The organism is Zoogloea sp. 1C4 (assembly GCF_009469605.1).
GTDB classification, from domain to species: Bacteria; Pseudomonadota; Gammaproteobacteria; order Burkholderiales; family Rhodocyclaceae; genus Zoogloea; species Zoogloea oryzae.
On the sequence record NZ_SSXU01000006.1, the window covers coordinates 170,270 to 190,183 of the forward strand.

The window sequence follows — 19,914 nt, forward strand, 5'->3', positions numbered from 1 at the left end:
AATTCCGAACTGCAGAAATCCGAGCCGACACCCATGAACAAGAACATGAAGATCGTCCTGCCCGGCGGCGCTGGCCTGGTGGGCCAGAACCTCGTCGCGCAGCTGAAGCGCCAGGGTTATACCAACCTGGTGGTGCTCGACAAGCACGTCACCAACCTGGGCATCCTGCGCAAGATGCACCCGGACATCGTCGCCGAACTCGTCGACCTCGCCGACCGTGGCGACTGGGAGAAGCACCTCGCCGGCGCTGAAGTTGTGGTGATGCTCCAGGCCCAGATCGGCGGCACCGACTACACCGAGTTCGAGCGCAACAACATCACCTCGACCAAGAACGTCATCGAGGCCATGCGCGCCCATCAGGTGCCGTACTACGTGCAGATCAGCTCGTCGGTGGTCGAATCGGTGGCGGACGACTGGTACACCAACACCAAGAAGGCCCAGGAAGAGATCGCGCTGGCCAGCGGCTTCCCGCTGGTGGTGCTGCGCCCCACGCTGATGTTCGGCTGGTTCGACCGCAAGCACCTGGGCTGGCTGTCGCGCTTCATGCAGAAGGTGCCGGTGTTCCCCATTCCCGGCCACGGCCGCTACCTGCGCCAACCGCTGTACGTGGGCGATTTCTGCCGCGTCATCATCAGCAGCATCGAGCACCGCACCCAGGGCGTGTACAACATCTCCGGGCTCGAAGAGGTCGATTACATCGACATCATCCGCGAGATCAAGAAGGCCACCAAGGCCGGCTGCTGGATCGTCAAGATCCCCTACGGGCTGTTCCATGGGCTGCTGGCCACCTGGGCCCTGTTCGACAAGAAGCCGCCCTTCACCACCCAGCAGCTCGCCGCGCTGGTGGCCCGGGATGTGTTCGAAGTCATCGACTGGCCGGGCATCTTCCAGGTCAAGGCCACGCCGTTTGCGAAGGCCATCGACGAAACCTACAACGACCCCGAGTACGGCTCGGTCGTGCTGGAGTTCTGAGCTATGGCCAAACAACGCATCGCCGTGCTCGGCGCCGGCCCGATGGGGCTGGCGGTGGCCTACCAGCTGGCCCGCGACGGCCATCAGCCCATCATTTTTGAAGCCGACGATCGGGTGGGCGGCATGACCGCCACCTTCGATTTCGGTGGCCTCGACATCGAGCGCTACTACCACTTCCACTGCATCTCCGACACCGCGTTCTTCCAGGTGCTCGACGAGCTGAAGCTCGCCGACAAGATGCGCTGGGTGTCCACCAAGATGGGCTACTACTACCAGGACAAGGTGGTGCCCTGGGGCAACCCGGTGGCGCTGCTCAAGTTCCCGGGCCTCAGCCTCGTGGCCAAGTTCCGCTACGCGCTGCACGCCTTCCTGTCGGTCAAGCGCGACGACTGGAAGCCGCTGGACCATCTTGAGGCTTCCGCGTGGATCCGCCGCTGGGTGGGCGCTGAAGCCTACGAGGTGCTGTGGCGCCGGCTGTTCGACTACAAGTTCTACGACCACGTGGGCAACCTGTCCGCCGCGTGGATCTGGAGCCGCATTCGCCGCATCGGCCGCTCCCGCTACAATATCTTCAAGGAAAAGCTCGGTTATCTCGAGGGCGGCTCCAACACCTTCCTGTCGGCCATGAAGGCCGACATCGAAGCCCGCGGTGGCGAGTTTCGCTTCAAGCAGGCCGTCACCCGCGTGCGCATGGAAGGCGGGGCGGTGAAGGGCGTCGAGACGGCCCAGGGCTTCGAGGCCTTCGACCGGGTGGTGAGCACCATCCCGCTGCCCTACGTGCCCGGCGTGATGCCCGACCTGCCGGCCGACGTGCTCGCCAAGTTCAAGGCCCAGAAGAACATCGCCGTGGTGTGCGTGATCTGCAAGCTCAAGAAGCCGCTCACCGACAACTTCTGGCTCAACGTGAATGATCCCGCGATGGACATCCCCGGGCTGGTGGAATACACCAACCTGCGCCCGCTGGATCACCACATCGTGTATGTGCCGTACTACGTGCCGGGCGAGCATCCCAAGTTCCAGGAGCCCGACGAAGTCTTCCTGGCCAAGGTGAAGCGCTACCTGCAGGAGATCAACCCGGGCCTTGCGGACGACGACTTCATCGACATCCGCGCGAGCCGCTACCGCTACGCGCAGCCCATCTGCCAGCCGTCCTTCCTCGACAGCCTGCCGCCGGTGGCGCTGCCAGTGAAGGGCCTGTGGGTGGCGGATACGTCGTACTACTACCCCGAAGACCGGGGCATCTCCGAGAGCATCGGCTTCGGCCGTAACCTGGCGAAGCAGGCGGCGGCGTGATCCGTCACTTCGCGTCGCGCCAGTTTCTGGTCTTCCTGCTGACCGGCGGCTTTGCCGCTGCGGTCAACTTCGGCAGCCGCATCGTCTACAACCAGTGGACGGATTTTTCGGTGGCGGTGGTGCTGGCCTACCTCACGGGCATGGTCACCGCCTTCGTGCTGGCCAAGCTCTTCGTGTTCAAGGAGAGCACCCAGTCCGTCCATCACTCGGCCCTGTGGTTCTGCCTGGTCAATGGGGTGGCGGTGGTGCAGACCTGGCTCATCAGCATGGGTCTCGCCTACTACCTGCTGCCCTGGCTGGGCGTCACCCGCTTCGTGCCCGAGATCGCCCACGCCGCCGGGGTGATCTTTCCGGTGTTCACCAGCTACATCGGCCACAAGCGCTTCTCCTTCCGGTAAGCGCCCATGAAGATCAGGCGCGCCATCGGCGGCTGGAGCATCGTCGCCGGGCTGTATTTCGTGGCGCTACTGTGGGCCGATTCCAAGACCGGCGTGCTCCGCCGCCTGCCCGAACTGGCGCCCATGCTGCCGGTGGTGGTGTCCGCCACGCTGGCCTCCATCGCCCTGCGCTTCGCGCGCTGGCAGTGGCTGCTGCGCCGGGCCGGTTACGCGGTGCCGGCGGGGCAGAGCCTGCTGGCCTACGTGGCCGGCTTTGCATTCACCGCCACGCCGGGCAAGGTGGGCGAGCTGCTGCGGGTGCGCTACCTCGTCACGGCGGGCGTGCCGGCGTCGCGGGTGGTGAGCGCCTTCGTCTATGAACGCCTGTTCGACCTGGCCGCGGTGCTCCTCATCGCGCTGCCGGCGGCGGCGGAGTTTCACGTCTTCGGCGTCGCGGCTACCTTCGTCGGGCTGGTGTTTGGCGCGGTCGGCCTGATGGCCGCCAATCCGCGCCTGGGGCAACGGGTCGTCGTGGCATTCCGCCGCGCCGACATGCTGCGCATCGCCCGGGTCGTCCGCTCGATCGTCGCCGGGCTCGCCAACATCCGTCTGTGGGCCACGCTACCAGACATGCTGCTGTCCCTCGTCGCGGGCATGGGCGCGTGGCTGGTCACGTCCTGGTCCTTCGTCTATCTGCTCGCCGCCCTCGGCATTCATCTTGAGGGCTTCAAGGCGCTGGCGCTGTTCCCGGTGGCCATGCTCGCCGGCGCCGCGTCGATGCTGCCCGGTGGGCTCGGATCGACCGAAGCCACGCTGGTGACACTGCTAACCCTCGGCGGCGCCCTGCTGGTCCCCGCCACCCTCGCCGCCGTCGGCATCCGCCTTGCCACCCTGTGGCTGGCGACGGTGATGGGGATGGGGGCTTTTGGGTGGTTGGAGGCTCGGCGGGGGGCTGGGTAGGTGGCTGGTTTTCGGCCGGAGCTGTCACTGGTAGCAACGGCCTCGACGGACAGCTTCCGACCCATCAGCGACATCCTCGCCCTTGAACTCGTCGCCCCGAAGCTGCCGGTCGGCCTTGTCTGGGCCAGTTGAAACTCCTATGCCCCGGGGTGCAGCGAAACAGCTGGGGCCTGTATACCGTTCCTGCCCCTTCCGACCTCCCGTTTCAAGGGTGTGGAGCCCTGCTGACAGGGGCATCCACGAAACCGCTTCGCACTGGCCAGCTTTCCCGGCGTACCAACTTGCCGAGGCGGCCTATTCCGTCATCCATGCCGCTCTCAGAGGGCCGCGGAAGCTTGAATGCCAGAGGGGGCTTTCCTCCTTCAAGAAGAAATTCGTTACTCCACCCGAGTCTGTGCTGCCATGGATAGCGGGAAGAAGGCCGCTTCTACTGCTGAACACAACACCGACGATATGGCCCGGCGCACGATTGAGGAAGTTACTAACTCCGAGTTTCAATCCCGTTGGTTGCTTGTCTGGGGCACTGTCTTGTTCGTGTAGCGACAGCAACTGATCTGCATCAAGGCCTTGCAATGCAACCCAGAACAAAGCGCCACGCTTGCGTGTGAACTGTCGTGCGGCGGAGTCGTCGAGGGTGGCAAACACCTGATCCAGCACGTCGTCCTCGACTGCACTTTGCATCACGAACGCCAGCATTCCGCCCGTAGAAGTCCCGTACACGACTGCTTCGCGATTGCGAGTACCTGTCGCTGCGTCGATGGCCTTCCTCAACTCCTCGTGGCCCTTATCCTTCGCCGCTTCAATCGTGGCGGGATCGAAGGGTGCTATGCGCACTTCCGCGCCACCACCCAAGGTTGCGCTGCTCCCAGCCAGGATACGCGCAACGACTTCTCTCGCGAGTGAGGATCTTTCCCCTGTGTCTGCTGGTAAGCGATAAGGAACGGTCAACACAACCGCAAGCCCCGAGCGCAGGCTCTGTGCAATGCCACCCACGTCTCTCCATAGCTCGCCCCAGAACTCCAGCGCAGCGCGGCGATGGATACGGCGTCCCTTGTTTTCCGAGATGGACTTGCACTCGACCTCAAGCCCACTGGGGCCGAGATCTTCGATCAGGAGATCAAAAGAGCCCCCGTTGTTCACTCTGTGCCAAGCCACCCGTTGCCCACGACGGACGAAGTGGGTCGCTGCCTGCATCTCCAAACTCAGACCGTGCATGTTCTCGGAACTGCTGAAGGCGGTTCGGACTCGTTTGACGAATGCTCTGGCCTGCTTGACCGTGCTCATCTCCAGGACGCCGAGCACCTGTGCAGCGAAGGCCAAAGACGGAAAAATGCTCGGATCGTTGCAGGCCTCGTGCGGCACGGTGCCAAACCTTGCCACCAGTCTTCGCAAGCTCTCCAACTGATATGCGATGGCGTACTCTGAACGAAGGTAGTCACCGAGAAAGTGATTCGACCGAATCGCCTCTTCCTGCCGGGCCACCGCACCTTGCCAATGTCCCGCACCAATTGCGCTAGCCAAGCGCCGGTACACCCCGGGCACCTCCGCCGTCGTCATCTCAATAGCTGGCACGTCGCCTCTTTCTTGCTGTTCGATCAAGAGCCAAGACTACCAAACTTGCGAGTCTCGAAAGCAGACCGTCGTGACGGTCAGCTCCTGGCCTAATGCCGTCATTCTAGCGCATAGGCATGAACGTCAGCTCCGGCCGATAACCCGTCACTCACCCCAGTCTTAAATGGGCTTGATGGTATCGCCTGATCGAGGCGTTGATGGCACAGCCCGGAGCGGGGGCGCCTGCCGTGCCCTTGATCCGCTCGCCGGACTGGCGCACCCGCCGTGCGACATCCCAAATCCCTTGTCTGGCACGGGTTTCGCGACGTTTGCTGGGGGCGTGGGGCGGTTCACGCCGGGCACTTTGTCGGTTCTCTCCGTGCCCAGGTGGCGTCTCCCGGCGATTGCGGCGCGCCTCTGGATGATTGAGTCACGCCTCCCGGCGGTTTTGTCACGTGACGGAATGGTTTTGTCACGTCACTCCGGCGTCGGGAGACGGGGCCGGGGGCGTGCTTGCGCCCGCGCCAAAAAGAAAGGGCTGCCCTGGGGCAGCCCTTGATGCTGTGCAGTGCCGGGGATCAGACCACGGCTTCCTGCTTTTCCTTCTTCACCTGCATGAACTGTTCGCGGCTCACGCCGAGCCACATGACCAGCGGGCTGGCGACGAGGACGGAGGAGTAGATGCCGAAGCAGATGCCGATGGTGAGGGCCAGCGAGAAGTAGTAGAGGGTCTCGCCGCCGAACAGCAGCATCGAGAGGACCATCATCTGGGTGCTGCCGTGGGTGATGATGGTGCGGCTGATGGTGCTGGTGATGGCATGGTCGAGGACCTGCGGGGTGGTGAGGCCGCGCTTCTTCTTGAAGGTTTCGCGCACCCGGTCGAACACGACCACCGATTCGTTCACCGAGTAGCCGAGCACCGCGAGGGTGGCGGCGAGCACCGGCAGCGAGAACTCCCACTGGAACAGCGCGAAGAAGCCCAGGATGATGATGACGTCGTGAAGGTTGGCGATGATGGCCGAGACGGCAAAGCGCCATTCGAAGCGCATCGCCAGGTACAGCACGATGCCGCCGATCACCAGCAGCAGGGCCATGGCGCCGTCGGAGGCGAGTTCCTTGCCCACCTGCGGGCCGACGAATTCGACGCGGCGCAGCTCGGCCTTGGGGCCGTCGATGGCGGCGAGGCTGGCCATCACCTTCTCGCTGACCTTGGCGGTCTCGTCGCCGGAGCGGTTGGGCAGGCGGATCAGCACGTCGCGGGAACTGCCGAAGTTCTGCACCTGGGCGTCCTGGTAGCCTTCCTTGCCGAGGGCGTCGCGGAGCTTTTCGAGGGCCGGGGGCTCGGCGTAGCTGACTTCCATCAGGGTGCCGCCGGTGAACTCGACGCTGAAATGCAGGCCCTTGGTGGCCAGGAAGAACACCGCGAGCAGGAAGGTGATCAACGAGATGACGTTGAACACCAGCGCGTGCTTCATGAAGGGGATGTCTTTGCGGATCTTGAAGAATTCCATGGCGGTGATGCGCTCCGTGCTGGAGTTGATGTTGCTTGGGTTGCCGTCGTCGGACTGAAGTCCGACCTACAGGGTGCTGCGGGGGCGGGGATTTGTAGGTCGGGCGTCAGCCCGACGCCCCGCCCGGGGGCATCAGATACCCGGTTTCCACACCTGGCCGATGGCGAGCTTTTCGAGCTTGCGCTTCTTGCCGTAGATCATGTTGACCAGCCCGCGCGAGACGAGGATGGCGCTGAACATGGAGGTGAGGATGCCCAGGCAGTGCACCACCGCGAAGCCGCGCACCGGGCCGGAGCCGAAGACGAGCAGGGCGATGCCGGCGATCAGGGTGGTGACGTTGGAGTCGAGGATGGTGTCGAACGCCCGGTCGTAACCGGCGTGGATGGCGGCCTGGGGCGTGGAGCCGTTGCGCAGCTCTTCGCGGATACGTTCGTTGATCAGCACGTTGGCGTCGATCGCCATGCCCAGGGTGAGCGCGATGGCCGCGATGCCCGGCAGGGTGAGCGTGGCCTGGAGCAGCGACAGCAGGGCCACCAGCAGCAGCAGGTTGGACGCCAGCGCGAGCACCGACACGAGGCCGAACAGCATGTAGTAGGCGCACATGAAGATGGCGATCGCCACGAAGCCCCACAGGGTGGAGTGGAAGCCCTTGGAGATGTTCTCGGCGCCGAGGCTTGGGCCGATGGTGCGTTCCTCGATGATCTCCATCGGGGCGGCCAGCGAGCCGGCGCGCAGCAGCAGCGCGGTGTCGGTGGCTTCTTCGGAGGTCATGCGGCCGGAGATCTGCACGCGGCCGCCACCGATCTCGGCGCGGATCACCGGGGCGGTGACGACTTCGCCCTTGCCCTTTTCGATGAGCAGGATGGCCATCCGCTTGTTGATGTTCTCGCGGGTGATGTCCTTGAAGATGCGGGCACCGGCGGAATCCAGGGTGAGATGCACGGCGGCTTCGTGGGTCTGGCCGTCGAAGCCGGGCTGGGCGTCGGTGAGGCGCTCGCCGGTGAGGACGACCTGCTTCTTGACCAGCAGCGGGTTGCCGCCACGCTCGGTGTAGAGCTCGGTGCCCGGCGGGACGTTGCCCTGCAGCGCGGCTTCGAGGCCGCCCGGGGTGTCGTCCACCAGGCGGATCTCGAGGGTGGCGGTGCGGCCCAGGATGTCCTTGGCCTTGGCCACGTCCTGCACGCCGGGCAGCTGGACCACGATGCGGTCGAGGCCCTGCTGCTGGATCACCGGCTCGGCCACGCCGAGTTCGTTGATCCGGTTGTGCAGGGTGGAGATGTTCTGGCGGATGGCGAATTCCTGGATGGTCTTCTGGGCCAGGGGGGTGAGGCTGGCGGTGAGCTTGTAGTCGGCGCCGTCCTGGCCTTCGACCAGTTGCAGGTCGTTGTTGGCGGCGGAGATCACGCTCCGGGCGCGGGCCTGGGTTTCGGTGTCGCGGAACTTGATGACGACGGCGGCGCCTTCACGGCCGATGCCGGCGTGGCGGACGTTCTTGTCGCGCAGCAGGGTGCGCAGGTCGCCAGCGGTGGCGTCGAGGCGCTTGGTGACGGCGCCCTTCATGTCCACCTGAAGCAGGAAGTGCACGCCGCCGCGCAGGTCGAGACCCAGGTACATGGGCAGCGCGTGGATCGAGGTGAGCCACTGGGGGCTGGCCGACAGCAGGTTGAGCGCGACCACGTAAGAAGGGTCGGCGGCATCCGGGTTGAAGGTCTTCTCGATGGCGTCCTTGGCCTTGAGCTGGGTGTCGGTGTCGCGGAAGCGCGCGCGCACGCTGGTGAGATCGGCGAACAGGCCGTCATGGGCGATGCCCGCGGCCTTGAGGCTCTCTTCGACGCGGGCCATGGTGGCGGTGGCGTCGAGCTTGAGGGTGGCCTTGCCGCTGGAGACCTGGACGGCGGGCACCTCTCCGTAGAAATTCGGCAGGGTGTAGATCAGTCCCCACAGCAGGACGATGCCGATGAGGAGATTTTTCCAGAGAGGGTAGCGGTTCATGGTCTGGCGAAAAGGAGAGGAAACGGGTGTTGCAGAGACGGTGCTGCGATGCGAAACGGCCGGAGCAGAGCCCCGGCCGGATGGCGATCAGATCGACTTGAGGGTGCCCTTGGGGAGCACGGCGCCGATGGATTGCTTCTGGACGACGATCTGGGTGTTGGGGGCCACTTCGACGTGCACGTAGCCGTCGCTGATCTGGGTGACCTTGCCGACGATGCCGCCTTGGGTGAGCACTTCGTCGTTCTTCTGCAGACCTTCGAGGAGGGCCTTGTGTTCCTTGGCGCGCTTCATCTGCGGGCGAATCATGAGGAACCACAGCACGATGAACATGAGGATCATCGGCAGCAGGCCGGTGAACGTGGACATCGGGTCTTGCGCGGCGGCCGGGGCGGCTTGGGCAAAGGCGTTGGAAATCAGCACATTGAACTCCGGTGAGGGATGCAAAGTTGCAGATTATATCAGGGGGGGGAGGGCCGGCGACCGGTTTGCGCCGACAGCCGGCGGGCAAAACAAGAGTGCTTCCGGGCTAGCATGAAATCCTGGTTCGGAGGCAGGGCGGTGTAGAGGCGACTTCCGTCGCCCCTGCAAAGAGGGAGCATCCTCTCCCGCTTAGCGCCGCTGCAGGAGGGGCGGGTGTTTACTGTAGGTCGGACTTCAGTCCGACAACCCCGGCCCGCTCAACCCGTGCTGTCGGACTGAAGTCCGACCTACAGGGGAGCCGCAGACCGGGATGGGGGCGGCCTTTGCGTCTCTCCGGGCGATGGACGAAAAAAAGCGGCGTCTGCCTTGCGACAGACGCCGTCAAATCTCCACGAGGGAGAGGAGGGAGAAAAACTCGGTTTGCTGGCCCCTTTTTGGGGCCTTGCAGGCAGCGGTCAGGCTGCCTTGCGCAGTTGGGTGCAGAAGCGCTGCCAGTTGGCAGACATCGCGGCGATCATCTCTTCGGCGGCCAGCAGGGGCAGCAGGCCCATGCGGTGCTGGCTGCGCACGAAGGCTTCGACGTGCGGCGTACAGAGGGTGTTCTGTTCCTGCTTGAGCAGGTCGAGGAAGCGGGCCTCGGCCGCGCCCCAGAATTCGGAAGTGCCAACCCAGCCGGTGTCGGCGGTGGCTTCACGGACGGCCTTGCGCCACAGGGCTTCGGCGCGCTCGATGGACACGCCGGCCTTGCGGGCGTGCCACGGCAGATTTTTCGGTGCTTTCATTTGCTGTTACTCCTATTGGCCACGTCATGGTGGTGACCTGACGCGGACGCTTGGCTCTCTGTTGCGTTGCAGTATTTTACGGTTAGGGTTTAACCCTTATGAAACAGCGGTTTTTGACCGCGGATTCGATTTCTTTGTTGCACTGCACAACTTCATTCTAGGCAAGCCACCCACTCACCGCAAGTGCCGCTCGTCGGCGATGAATGAATTGCGTCACGGTGATTCGCGTTTTTGCAACACCACCGTTGCCCGTTTTGCGGAGGCGTCCGGCAAGGGCCGGGGCGGTAGAATGGCGGGCTTCGCAGTCGAACTCACGAGCCCTTTTACCTGCCATGTCCCAGCTTCTCGACAACCTGAACCCCGAACAACTGGCCGCCGTCACCTTGCCGCCCCAGCATGCGCTGATCCTGGCCGGCGCCGGCTCGGGCAAGACCCGGGTGCTGACGACGCGCATCGCCTGGCTGATCCAGAACGGCTTCTGCAGCGCCCAGGGCATCCTGGCCGTGACCTTCACCAACAAGGCCGCGAAGGAGATGCTTACCCGCCTGTCGGCGATGTTCCCGATCAACACCCGCGGGATGTGGATCGGGACCTTTCATGGCCTGTGCAACCGCTTCCTGCGCGCCCATCACCGGGAGGCCGGCCTGCCGCAGCTGTTCCAGATCCTGGATTCGGGCGACCAGCTTGCTTCGATCAAGCGCCTGCTGAAAACCCTCAACATCGACGACGAGAAGTTTCCGCCGCGGGAGCTCCAGCACTTCATCAATGGCCAGAAAGAAGCCGGCATCAGGCCGGCTGCAGTAGAGGCGTGGGACGACTACACCCGCCGCCGGGTCGAGCTTTACATGGAGTATGAGACCCAATGCCAGCGCGAGGCAGTTGTGGATTTCCCTGAATTGCTGCTGCGCAGCTACGAGCTGCTGGAGCGCAACGAGCCGATCCGCAGGCATTACCAGGCCCGCTTCCGCCACATCCTGGTGGATGAGTTCCAGGACACCAACGTGCTGCAGTACCGCTGGCTCAAGCTGCTGGCGGGCAACGGCGAGGAGGGCGGGGCCTACCTCTTCTGCGTGGGCGACGACGATCAGTCGATCTATCGCTTCCGGGGCGCCGAGATCGGCAACATGCGCGACTTCGAGCGGGACTTCAAGGTGCCGGCGGTGATCCGCCTGGAGCAGAACTACCGCTCCCACGGCAACATCCTGGATGCCGCCAACGCGCTGATCTCCAACAACAGCAAGCGCCTCGGCAAGAGCCTGTGGACCGACCGGGGGGCCGGCGAGCCGATCCGCGTGTATGAGGCCTTCACCGACAGCGACGAGGCGCGCTTCATCGTCGAGGAGGTGCAGTCGCTGGTGCGCGAGGGCATCAGCCGCTCCGACATCGCGCTGCTGTACCGCTCCAACGCCCAGTCGCGGGTGCTTGAGCACCAGCTGTTCTCCAGCGGTGTGGCCTACCGGGTGTATGGCGGGCTGCGCTTCTTCGAGCGTCAGGAGGTGAAGCACGCGCTCGCTTACCTGCGCCTGATCGCCAACCCGGACGACGACACCGCCTTCACCCGGGTGGTGAACTTCCCCACCCGCGGCATCGGCGCCCGCTCGCTGGAGGCCCTGCAGGATGCCGCGCGAACCTGGAACACGCCGCTCTACCAGACGGTGCCGCATCTTTCTGGAAAGCCGGGCACGTCGCTGGCGCAGTTCGTCGGGCTGATCGAGCGCCTGCGCCAGGAGACCGCCGCGCTGCCGCTCCACGAGATGGTGGATCACGTCATCGAGATGTCGGGGCTGCGCACCCACTACAAGAACGAGAAGGAAGGCCAGGAGCGCCTCGAGAACCTGGACGAACTCATCAACGCCGCGGCCAACTTCAATGCCGAGGTGGGCTCTGGCGAACGCCCGGCCGACATGGGCACCGATACCGGCACGGTGCTGGCGGAGTTTCTCGCCCACGCCTCCCTGGAAGCCGGCGACCACCAGGCCGACGCGGGCACCGAAGCCGTGCAGCTGATGACGGTGCACGCCGCCAAGGGGCTGGAGTTCGACGTGGTGTTCCTGTCGGGGCTCGAGGAGGGATTGTTTCCCCACGAGAACAGCATCCTCGAATCCGACGGGCTGGAGGAGGAGCGCCGGCTGATGTACGTGGCGGTGACCCGCGCTCGCCAGCGCCTGTACCTGAGCTTCACCCAGAGCCGGATGCTCCACGGCCAGGTGCGCTACAACCTGCGCTCGCGCTTCCTGGAGGAGATCCCGGAAGAACTGACCAAGTGGCTGACGCCGCCCAACCCGCGCCGCAGCTTCGTGTCGGAGCCGTCGCCGCGCTATTACAACCCGGGCGCCAGCAAGCCGGCCGCCCCGTCGATGCCGCCGCCCCCGCCGCAGAAATCCCGCGATCTGGGCGGGCTGTCGATCGGCCAGGCGGTGAGCCACATCCGTTTTGGCGAAGGCGTGATCGTCGCCGCCGAAGGCAGTGGCAGCGATGCGCGGGTGCAGGTGAAGTTTGCCGAATCCGGCGCCAAGTGGCTGATGCTGGCGGTGGCCAAGCTCACGCCGATCGGCTGAGCAAGCGGTTCAGCGAAGGCTGCCCGGCGCCCGCTCTGGCGGGCCGGGCGATTCCTCAGCGGCCGTAGCCGGCCAGGGGCGTGACGCCGTTGATCTTCACGCCGGCGCCCAGGCCCTTCTGGCGGAACCAGCCCTGGTTCATCTCGAGCGCGAAGCGCGCCGGCCTGGCTGCGCAGTGGTTGTCCTCGGTCTGGGGCTTCATGTCTTCGACGTTCACGATGCGCCCTTCGTCGTCGAGAAAGGCCACCGACAGGGGCAGCAGGGTGTTCTTCATCCACATGCAGTGGCGCTGGGGTTCGGTGAACACGAAGAGCATCCCGCGGTTGGCGGGCATGGCCTTGCGCTGCATCAGGCCGCGCTGGCGGTGCTCGTCGTTGGCGGCCACCTCGGCCTCGATGCGGAACATGCCGATGGTGAGCTCGGTCACCGGCATCTGGGTTTCGGCCGCAGCCGGAAGGGCGACCAGGGCGGCCAGCAGGGCCGCGCAGCGAAGTGAAAGCGCAGTCATCGGAAGTTCATTCAGACAGGTTTGCGGGGACGGGCAACCTTAGCACGTCCGGTTGTGGGCTGTCGTCGCCCGGAGGGCGGCGCGGGCGGGCGGCGGGGCGTCTGCAGGACCGGCGGCGGCGTGGTGGCTCGCCAGATGCCGGGTTCGAGGCCGTCAAGGGTCCACTCGCCGATGCGCACGCGGATCAGGCGCAGGGTGGGGAAACCGACCTTGGCGGTCATCCGCCGGACCTGCCGGTTCTTGCCCTCGCGCAGGACGATCTCGATCCAGCTTGTCGGGATGGCTTTGCGTTCGCGGATCGGTGGGTTGCGTGGCCACAGCCAGGCAGGCTCGTCGACGAGGCGCGCCTCGCAGGGTTTTGTGACGAAATCGCCCAGATCGACACCGGCGCGCAGCCGCGCCAGGGCGGCCTCGTCGGGGATGCCTTCCACCTGCACGAGGTAGGTCTTGGGCAGCTTGTGGCGGGGATCGGCGATGCGCTGCTGGAGCGCGCCGTCGTCGGTCAGCACCAGCAAGCCCTCACTGTCGGCATCCAGCCGGCCGGCGGCATACACGCCGGGCAGGTCGATGTGATCCGCCAGGGTGGCTTTGCCCGGTTCGCCGGTGAACTGGCACAGCACCCCGTAGGGCTTGTTGAAGAGGATGAGCATGGGAAAAGCTTTGCCCGGAGCGGACGCTCCGGGCGGGGAGGGTTGATGCGTCAGGCGTAGCGGCGCAGGCGCAGCGAGAAATCCTCGAGTTGGCGGATGCCGCTTTGCTCGGCGCGGGCGATCCAGTCCTGCAGTTGCTGCAGGAGCTGCTCGCTGCTGGCAGAGGAGCGTGCCCACAGGGCGGTGAGCTCGTCGCGCATCGTCACCACGGTTTCGAGGCGTTTGTTGTCCTTCAGCACGGTGGCGAGGCGCTGGCGCTCCTCGGCGCACAGCTGGCCTTCTTCGGCCGCGAGCCAGCGCCGCAGTTCGCGAACGGTGAACTTGCCCTCGGACTGGGCCTTGAGGGCGGTGAATTCTTCCTGGGCGATGGCCTTCAGGCTCTGCACGTAGCGGGTCATCACGTCGTAGCGGTGGGTGATGATGGCCTGGAGGGTGTCGAAGTCGGCGCGGGCCTTGGCGGCGCCGAAGCGCGGCGTCGGGATGGTCTTCTTGACGTGGGCGAGGCCGAGCATCTCAAGGATGCGGATGTACATCCAGCCGATGTCGAACTCGTACCAGCGGGCCGACAGCTTGGCCGAGGTGGCAAAGCTGTGGTGGTTGTTGTGGAGCTCTTCGCCGCCGATCAGGATGCCCCAGGGGAGCAGGTTGGTGGAGGCGTCGGAGCAGTTGTAGTTGCGGTAGCCCCAGAAGTGGCCGAGGCCGTTGATGACGCCGGCAGCCCAGAACGGGATCCACACCATCTGCACGCCCCAGATCAGCACGCCCGGCCAGATGCCGAAGAGCAGCAGATCGGCCGCCAGCATCACGAGGATGCCGGACTTGGGAAAGCGCGAGAACAGCTTGCGCTCGAAGGCGTCATCCGGCGTGCCGTGGCCGTAGCGCTGGATGGTTTCCTTGTTGCGGGCTTCCTTCACGTAGAGGAAGACACCGGTCCACAGCACCTTGTTGATGCCGTGGATCTGCGGGCTGTGGGGGTCTTCGGCGGTTTCGCACTTGGCGTGGTGCTTGCGGTGGATGGCCGCCCACTCCTTGGTGACCATGCCGGTGGTGAGCCACAGCCAGAAGCGGAAGAACAGGGCCGGCAGCGGGTGCAGGTCGAGTGCCCGGTGCGCCTGGTGACGGTGCAGGAAAATGGTGACCGAGGCGATGGTGACATGGGTCATCGCCAGCGTGACGACAACGTAGCCCCACCAGGGCAGATCGAGCAGTCCGGAGAACATCGGCAGTGCGTTCCTTGAAATATTGGGTTGAACCGCCCGATTCTAGTCGAGCCCCGTGGGCAAACCAAGACAGATCAGCGGTTTACCCCATATCGTCAGGAAACCGGGTTGTCTTTAGTCGACACCGCCACGTCGCCGAGGATGCGCACTTCGCGCTGGGGGAAGGGAATCTCGATGCCTTCGGCCTTGAAGCGCCGCCAGACTTCCAGGTTGATCGCCGAGCGGATGCCAAGGGTGCCTTCGGCCGGATCGCGGATCCAGAAGCCCAGCTGCAGGTTGATGCCGCTGTCGGCAAAGGCCTCGACGAAGGCGCCGGGGGCCGGGTCCTTCATCACCCGCGGCTGATTGTGGGCCGCTTCGACGAGGATCTCCATGGCCTTCTCGAGGTCAGTGGCGTAGCTCACCTGGATCGGCAGCGAAATGCGCACCTTGGGATCGGTGAAGGTTTCGTTCTGCACCACCGAGCCGACCAGGGTCTCGTTGGGCACGATGGATTCGATGCCGGTCATCCCTTTGAGCACGGTGTAGCGGGTGGTGATCTGACTCACCACGCCGCGCTCGGTGCCCACCGAGATCAGGTTGCCCATGCGGATCGAGCGGTCGAGCAGCAGGATGAAGCCAGCCACGTAGTTGGCGGCGATCTTCTGCAGGCCGAGGCCGAGGCCCACGCCCAGCGCGCCGCCGAACACCGACAGGGCGGTGAGGTCGATGCCCACCAGCGGCAGGCTGACGGTGACGGCGAGCACCAGCAGCAGCGCCTTGGAGAGCCGCGCGAACACCAGCTGCAGGTTGGAGTCCAGCCCCTCGGTGCGCATCAGCCGGCTTTCGAGCACGCCGGCGGCCCACATCGCCACCAGCATCGTGACCATCACCGTGAGCGCGCCCTGCAGCAGCATCCACAGGTTGATCTTGGCCTTGCCGACGGTAAAGCCGATCTGCTCCAGCCCATCGATCACCGTGGGCAGCACGCCGATGATCTGCAGGGCCACGACGATCCATGCCGCGGTGGCGAAGAAGCGCTCGAAACTGGCCAGCCAGCCGGCCCTGGGAAAGCTGCGCTTGAGGGCATGGACGGTGAGCCGGATGGCTGCCATCGCGCCAAGCAGCGGCACCGCCAGCTTGAAGAGATTCACGTGGTGCCAGTGGCCGAGGATGATGCGTGCCACCACCACCAGCGCCAGGGCGGTGAGGGGGAAGATCACCCGGCGCAGGCCTTCCTCGCCGGCGCCCGCCAGGCTGGGGTTGGCTTCGCGCCGGCGGCGCAGGATGCCCTTGATCTGGCGGGTGATGAGCCCGGCCAGCACCAGGCACAGGGCCAGCGCGCCCACCTGCCAGACGATGGCGGGCTGCTGCACGTCCTTCCACAAGTCGATCAGCAGTTCAGCGATCTGATTCTCTTCCATCCTGTTTCCCTCTTTTTGCCGGCAGATCGTCCAGGCTGTCCAGGCGCAGGGCTTCGGCCCGGTGGCGCTGCCAGTTGCGGGCGTAGGCCTGGGCCAGCGCGGGGTTGTCGCGCAGGATCAGCATGTTTTCGGCGTTGGCCACCCGCGCGGAGCGGGTGAAGTTGTATGAGCCGGTGGCCACCGCCCCGTGGCGCGAGGCCGGGTCGATGATCATCAGCTTGTTGTGGGCGATGTTGTAACGTGTTTCGACCGCCACGGGAATACCCGCGTTGAGTAACTCGGGCATCACGCTGAGCGAGTTCGGCCGGTTGGATTCGGCATCCAGCAGCACCTCGACGCGCACGCCGCGGCGATGGGCGGCGATCAGCCCGCGGGCCAGCGGCTTGCTGGTGAAGAGATAGGCCTGCACGAGGATTTGTTCCCGCGCGCCGTCGATCGCCTCGAGCAGGGCCTGCTCGGGGTCGTTCCACGGGGAGAAGGCCAGCTCGACCCGCCCCTGGGCGGGGAGGTTGAGGGTGGGTTCGCGCTCGGGGGCCGCCACGGCCTGGGCGGCCAGCCCGAGGGCCAGCCAGCCCAGCAGGCGGAGGCGCATCAGGCCTGGCGCTCCAGCACCGCGGCAAAGAAGCCGTCGGTATCGTGGTCGGCCGGGGTGAGGCGGAGCTGTTCGCCACAGGCGATCTCGATGCCCTGCTTGCCCAGCACCTCTTCGGCGCTCTTCGCGACGAAGCCCGGGTTGGCTTCGAGGAAGGCGGCGACGATGGCTTCGTTCTCTTCAGGCAGGATGCTGCAGGTGGCGTACACCAGCCGGCCGCCCGGCTTTACCAGGCGGGCGGCGCTGGCCAGGATCGCAGCCTGCTTGACGGTGAGCTCGGCCAGCGCTTCGGGGCTCTGGCGCCATTTGAGATCCGGGTTGCGGCGCAGGGTGCCGAGGCCGCTGCACGGGGCATCCACCAGCACCCGGTCGATCTTGCCGGCGAGGCGCTTGACCCGCGGATCGTTCTCGCTGGCGATCACCACCGGGTGGATGTTGGACAGGCCGGAGCGGGCCATGCGCGGCTTGAGCTTCGAGAGCCGCTTGTCGGACACGTCAAACGCGTACAGACGGCCGGAGTTGCGCATCATCGCGCCCAGCAGCAAGGTTTTGCCGCCGGCTCCGGCGCAGAAGTCCACGACCATCTCGCCGCGCTTGGGCTGGAGCAGGAAGCCCAGCAGCTGGCTGCCTTCGTCCTGCACCTCGAAGCTGCCGTCGAGGAACTGGGGGTGCTTCTGCAGCGCCGGCTTGCCTTCGAGGCGCACGGCCAGCGGCGAGTAGCGGCCCGGGGCGCAGGCGATGCCGTCGGCGCGGAGCTTCTCGACCAGCGCGTCGCGGTCGAGCTTGAGGCTGTTGGCGCGCAGGTCGAGGGGCGCCGGGCGGTTGAGGCTCTGGGCCAGGGCCAGCACTTCGGCCTCGCTGCGGCTCGCCAGCAGGCGCTCGGCCAGCCAGTCGGGCAGGTCGGCGCTCTCGGCGAAGCTCAGCTCGCCGATCTCGCGGCCCTTCACCTGGGTGAAGAAGTCGGTGTCGCGGCCGTGCAGGCCGTCGCCCAGCTGGCGGAGCGTGAGGCCCTCGACGCGGGCGAGCCAGGCGAGCACCAGCTTGCGGGTCGAGACGTCCTCGCCGCACAGGCGCTCGAGGGTGCGCAGGCGGCGCAGCACGCCGTAGACCGCCTCGGCGACGAAGGCCCGGTCGCGGGCGCCGAGTTCGCGCAGGTCGCGGAAATAACGGGACAGCACCGAGTCGGCGGGGTAGTCAAAGCGCAGGACGGAACGGAGGGCCTGGCTGGCGGACTGGATCTGGGCGGCGGTAATGGTCATGGAAATCCGATACTGATTGCTGTGTTCTGTAGGCCGGGCTTGCACCCGGCGGGGGCGGCGCGAAGGCGGCCCGGGGGCGGAGTCTAAACCGAAGTCACTCCTTGGCGGCAGCCCGGGCGCCGAGATCGACGCCGGTGGCCACCTGATCGAGCACGTCGCCGTTCTTGTCGGTGATCTTGAGGCGCACCGGCAGGTTGGCGTAATCGCGGGCGAGCCAGATGTCGATCTTGAGCTCGCCCCGGTGCCCCGTGCTGCCGAGATGGTAGGCCGAAACCTTGCCGGCGGGGATGTCCAGCTCCTCGATGCCGAGGTTCTCGATCACCGAGCGCACGGCGCTCTTGCCGGTGACCACCAGCAGCTCGGCGCGCAGCGGGCCGTCGGGCTGGAAGGACAGGTGGTGCATCAGCGAGAGCACGTCCTGGTCGCCCTCGGCGATGGAGAACTCCCGCTGACGGTCGCCGGCCACCAGCACGACCTTGGCGGACGACCAGTCGAAATCGGCGCGTTCCTTCATCTGGCCGTCGCGCTCGACGGTGAATTTTTCGGGCAGCAGGCCCTTCGGCCCGATCCGCCCTTCGCTGCGCTGGACCATCCGGAACGGCTTGACCAGCCCGACGAGGCCGGAGGTTTCGATCACCGTCTCCATCGAGTAGTGCTCGTCGTCGTGGGTCCAGGCGTGGGTGGTGCGGCCGATGATGAAGTTGCGCTCGCCGCGGATCACGTTGTACTGCACCTTGCCCGACGAGGCCCACAGCTCGGCGATGCTGGGGCCGGCGGGTTTGCCGGTCTTGCCCTGGCCGCCCTTGCCGGTTTCGGTTTCCGGGGCGGGGTCGGGCGGGGTGATGTCGGCGGGTTTGGCATCGGTGCCGGCGACGGCGTCCTCGGTGTTTTCGGTGCCGCTGCCCGAGGTGGGATCGGGGGCGATGCTGGCCACCGGGCCGGTCGCCGGGGCGGGCTCGGCCGGGCGGGTCGGCTTGCGGGGTTTGGGCTTGGGACGCGGGGCTGGCGCATCGCCTAGGACGACGCGTTTCTCGTCGTCCACCGGGCGGATGCTGGGTTTGGGCAGGGGCGCGAGGCGGGCGTCGAGGGGCGGCAGCACGTTGGCTTCCTCGCTGGGCAGGCGCCAGCCGGGGATCAGCAGCACGGCCAGGTGCACCACCGCCGACACGCCGACGGCGATCCACAGGCTGCGGTTTCGCGTGTCGCCCACGATGCGCCGGTCAGCCCTCGACGGGCGGCACCGTCCAGCCGGCGGGGCCGGCGGGTTCGTTAGCTACCCGCACCTTGCCGTCGGCGGTGAGGCTGAGCCGATCCTCGACGAACCAGCGCACGGCCTGGGGGTAGATGCGGTGCTCCTGCACCAGCACCCGGGCGGCGAGCGCGGCTTCGTCGTCGCCATCCAGCACGGGCACCACGGCCTGGATCACGATGGGGCCGCAGTCGAGGGTTGGGGTGACGAAATGCACCGTGGTGCCGGCCACCCGCACGCCAGCCTCCAGCGCGCGCTGGTGGGTGTGGAGGCCCGGGAAGGACGGCAGCAGGCTGGGGTGGATGTTGAGCAGGCGGCCGTTGTAGCGACCCACGAAGCCGTCGGTGAGCACGCGCATGAAGCCGGCCAGCACCACCAGATCGGGCTGGTGGGCGTCGATGGTCTCGGCCAGCGCGGCGTCGAAGGCCTCGCGGCTGGGGTAGGCCTTGTGGTCCACCACCTGGGCGGTGATCCCGTGGCTGGCGGCAAAGGCCAGGCCGGCGGCGTCGGGGCGGTTGGAGATCACCGCGGCGATCTTCGCACTGGGGATCTGCGCGCGGACGATGGCTTCCATGTTGCTGCCGCGGCCGGAGATCAGGATGACGATGTTTTTCATG

General features: G+C 66.0%; 18 protein-coding genes. 5 read left to right on the forward strand and 13 right to left on the reverse strand.

The features are described 5' to 3' along the window. Window positions 1–33 precede the first annotated feature (33 nt). From GH681_RS09640 to GH681_RS09655, 4 genes are read left to right on the forward strand one after another with little or no spacing between them, the layout of a single operon-like run. Window positions 34–972, forward strand: coding sequence for an NAD(P)-dependent oxidoreductase (locus GH681_RS09640; protein ID WP_153161261.1), 939 nt, complete (start codon window positions 34–36; stop codon window positions 970–972). Between the two features lie 3 nt (window positions 973–975). Next, entirely contained in the window at window positions 976–2,265 is a 1,290-nt protein-coding gene (locus tag GH681_RS09645) for an NAD(P)/FAD-dependent oxidoreductase (RefSeq protein WP_153161262.1), read from the forward strand. After that, window positions 2,262–2,663: a GtrA family protein gene (locus GH681_RS09650; RefSeq protein ID WP_153161263.1), complete on the forward strand. Its 402-nt coding sequence runs from the start codon at window positions 2,262–2,264 to the stop codon at window positions 2,661–2,663. Before GH681_RS09645 ends, GH681_RS09650 begins: the two co-directional genes overlap by 4 nt. Window positions 2,664–2,669: 6 nt before the next feature. Then, entirely contained in the window at window positions 2,670–3,602 is a 933-nt protein-coding gene (locus GH681_RS09655; protein ID WP_153161264.1) for a lysylphosphatidylglycerol synthase transmembrane domain-containing protein, read from the forward strand. Window positions 3,603–3,896: 294 nt separating this feature from the next. On the opposite strand, the gene GH681_RS09660 is transcribed toward GH681_RS09655, so the two are convergent. The 5 genes from GH681_RS09660 to GH681_RS09680 form a co-directional block, all read right to left on the reverse strand. After that, window positions 3,897–5,201: a hypothetical protein gene (locus tag GH681_RS09660; protein ID WP_228111854.1), complete on the reverse strand. Its 1,305-nt coding sequence runs from the start codon at window positions 5,199–5,201 to the stop codon at window positions 3,897–3,899. A gap of 530 nt (window positions 5,202–5,731) precedes the next feature. Beyond that, window positions 5,732–6,664 carry a protein translocase subunit SecF gene (gene secF, locus GH681_RS09665; protein WP_153161265.1) on the reverse strand — a complete coding sequence of 311 codons (933 nt, stop codon included), beginning with the start codon at window positions 6,662–6,664 and terminating at the stop codon, window positions 5,732–5,734. A 132-nt stretch (window positions 6,665–6,796) separates the two neighbouring features. Beyond that, the gene (gene secD, locus GH681_RS09670) at window positions 6,797–8,656 is read right to left on the reverse strand and encodes a protein translocase subunit SecD (protein WP_153161266.1); all 1,860 of its coding nucleotides are present in this window, start codon (window positions 8,654–8,656) and stop codon (window positions 6,797–6,799) included. 87 nt (window positions 8,657–8,743) lie between these two features. Then, window positions 8,744–9,076 carry a preprotein translocase subunit YajC gene (yajC, locus tag GH681_RS09675; RefSeq protein WP_153161267.1) on the reverse strand — a complete coding sequence of 111 codons (333 nt, stop codon included), beginning with the start codon at window positions 9,074–9,076 and terminating at the stop codon, window positions 8,744–8,746. 455 nt (window positions 9,077–9,531) lie between these two features. Continuing rightward, complete coding sequence (locus GH681_RS09680) at window positions 9,532–9,858, reverse strand: hypothetical protein (protein WP_153161268.1); 327 nt, start codon at window positions 9,856–9,858, stop codon at window positions 9,532–9,534. A gap of 332 nt (window positions 9,859–10,190) precedes the next feature. Here GH681_RS09680 and GH681_RS09685 point away from each other — a divergent pair, with 332 nt between their 5' ends. Then, the gene (locus tag GH681_RS09685; RefSeq protein WP_153161269.1) at window positions 10,191–12,416 is read left to right on the forward strand and encodes a UvrD-helicase domain-containing protein; all 2,226 of its coding nucleotides are present in this window, start codon (window positions 10,191–10,193) and stop codon (window positions 12,414–12,416) included. A gap of 55 nt (window positions 12,417–12,471) precedes the next feature. Here the strand turns inward: GH681_RS09685 and GH681_RS09690 are convergent, their stop codons facing one another. The 8 genes from GH681_RS09690 to purN all read right to left on the reverse strand — a co-directional run bounded on the left by GH681_RS09690 (window position 12,472) and on the right by purN (window position 19,913). After that, on the reverse strand, window positions 12,472–12,924 hold the full coding sequence (locus GH681_RS09690) for a DUF192 domain-containing protein (RefSeq protein WP_153161270.1): 453 nt from the start codon (window positions 12,922–12,924) through the stop codon (window positions 12,472–12,474). Window positions 12,925–12,935: 11 nt separating this feature from the next. Continuing rightward, on the reverse strand, window positions 12,936–13,574 hold the full coding sequence (locus tag GH681_RS09695) for an rRNA large subunit pseudouridine synthase E (RefSeq protein WP_194271195.1): 639 nt from the start codon (window positions 13,572–13,574) through the stop codon (window positions 12,936–12,938). 50 nt (window positions 13,575–13,624) lie between these two features. After that, a complete protein-coding gene (locus GH681_RS09700) occupies window positions 13,625–14,794 on the reverse strand; it encodes a fatty acid desaturase (protein ID WP_153161271.1) in 1,170 nt (389 codons plus the stop codon). Window positions 14,795–14,889: 95 nt separating this feature from the next. Continuing rightward, the gene (locus tag GH681_RS09705; protein ID WP_153161272.1) at window positions 14,890–16,197 is read right to left on the reverse strand and encodes a mechanosensitive ion channel family protein; all 1,308 of its coding nucleotides are present in this window, start codon (window positions 16,195–16,197) and stop codon (window positions 14,890–14,892) included. Beyond that, on the reverse strand, window positions 16,175–16,789 hold the full coding sequence (locus GH681_RS09710; protein ID WP_153161273.1) for a phospholipase D family protein: 615 nt from the start codon (window positions 16,787–16,789) through the stop codon (window positions 16,175–16,177). Before GH681_RS09710 ends, GH681_RS09705 begins: the two co-directional genes overlap by 23 nt. After that, window positions 16,789–18,048: an RsmB/NOP family class I SAM-dependent RNA methyltransferase gene (locus GH681_RS09715; protein WP_153161274.1), complete on the reverse strand. Its 1,260-nt coding sequence runs from the start codon at window positions 18,046–18,048 to the stop codon at window positions 16,789–16,791. The genes GH681_RS09710 and GH681_RS09715 overlap by 1 nt, the downstream gene beginning before the upstream one ends. Window positions 18,049–18,142: 94 nt before the next feature. Further along, complete coding sequence (locus GH681_RS09720; protein ID WP_153161275.1) at window positions 18,143–19,258, reverse strand: DUF3108 domain-containing protein; 1,116 nt, start codon at window positions 19,256–19,258, stop codon at window positions 18,143–18,145. Window positions 19,259–19,268: 10 nt separating this feature from the next. Continuing rightward, entirely contained in the window at window positions 19,269–19,913 is a 645-nt protein-coding gene (gene purN, locus GH681_RS09725) for a phosphoribosylglycinamide formyltransferase (protein ID WP_153161276.1), read from the reverse strand. Between the last annotated feature and the right edge of the window lies 1 nt (window position 19,914).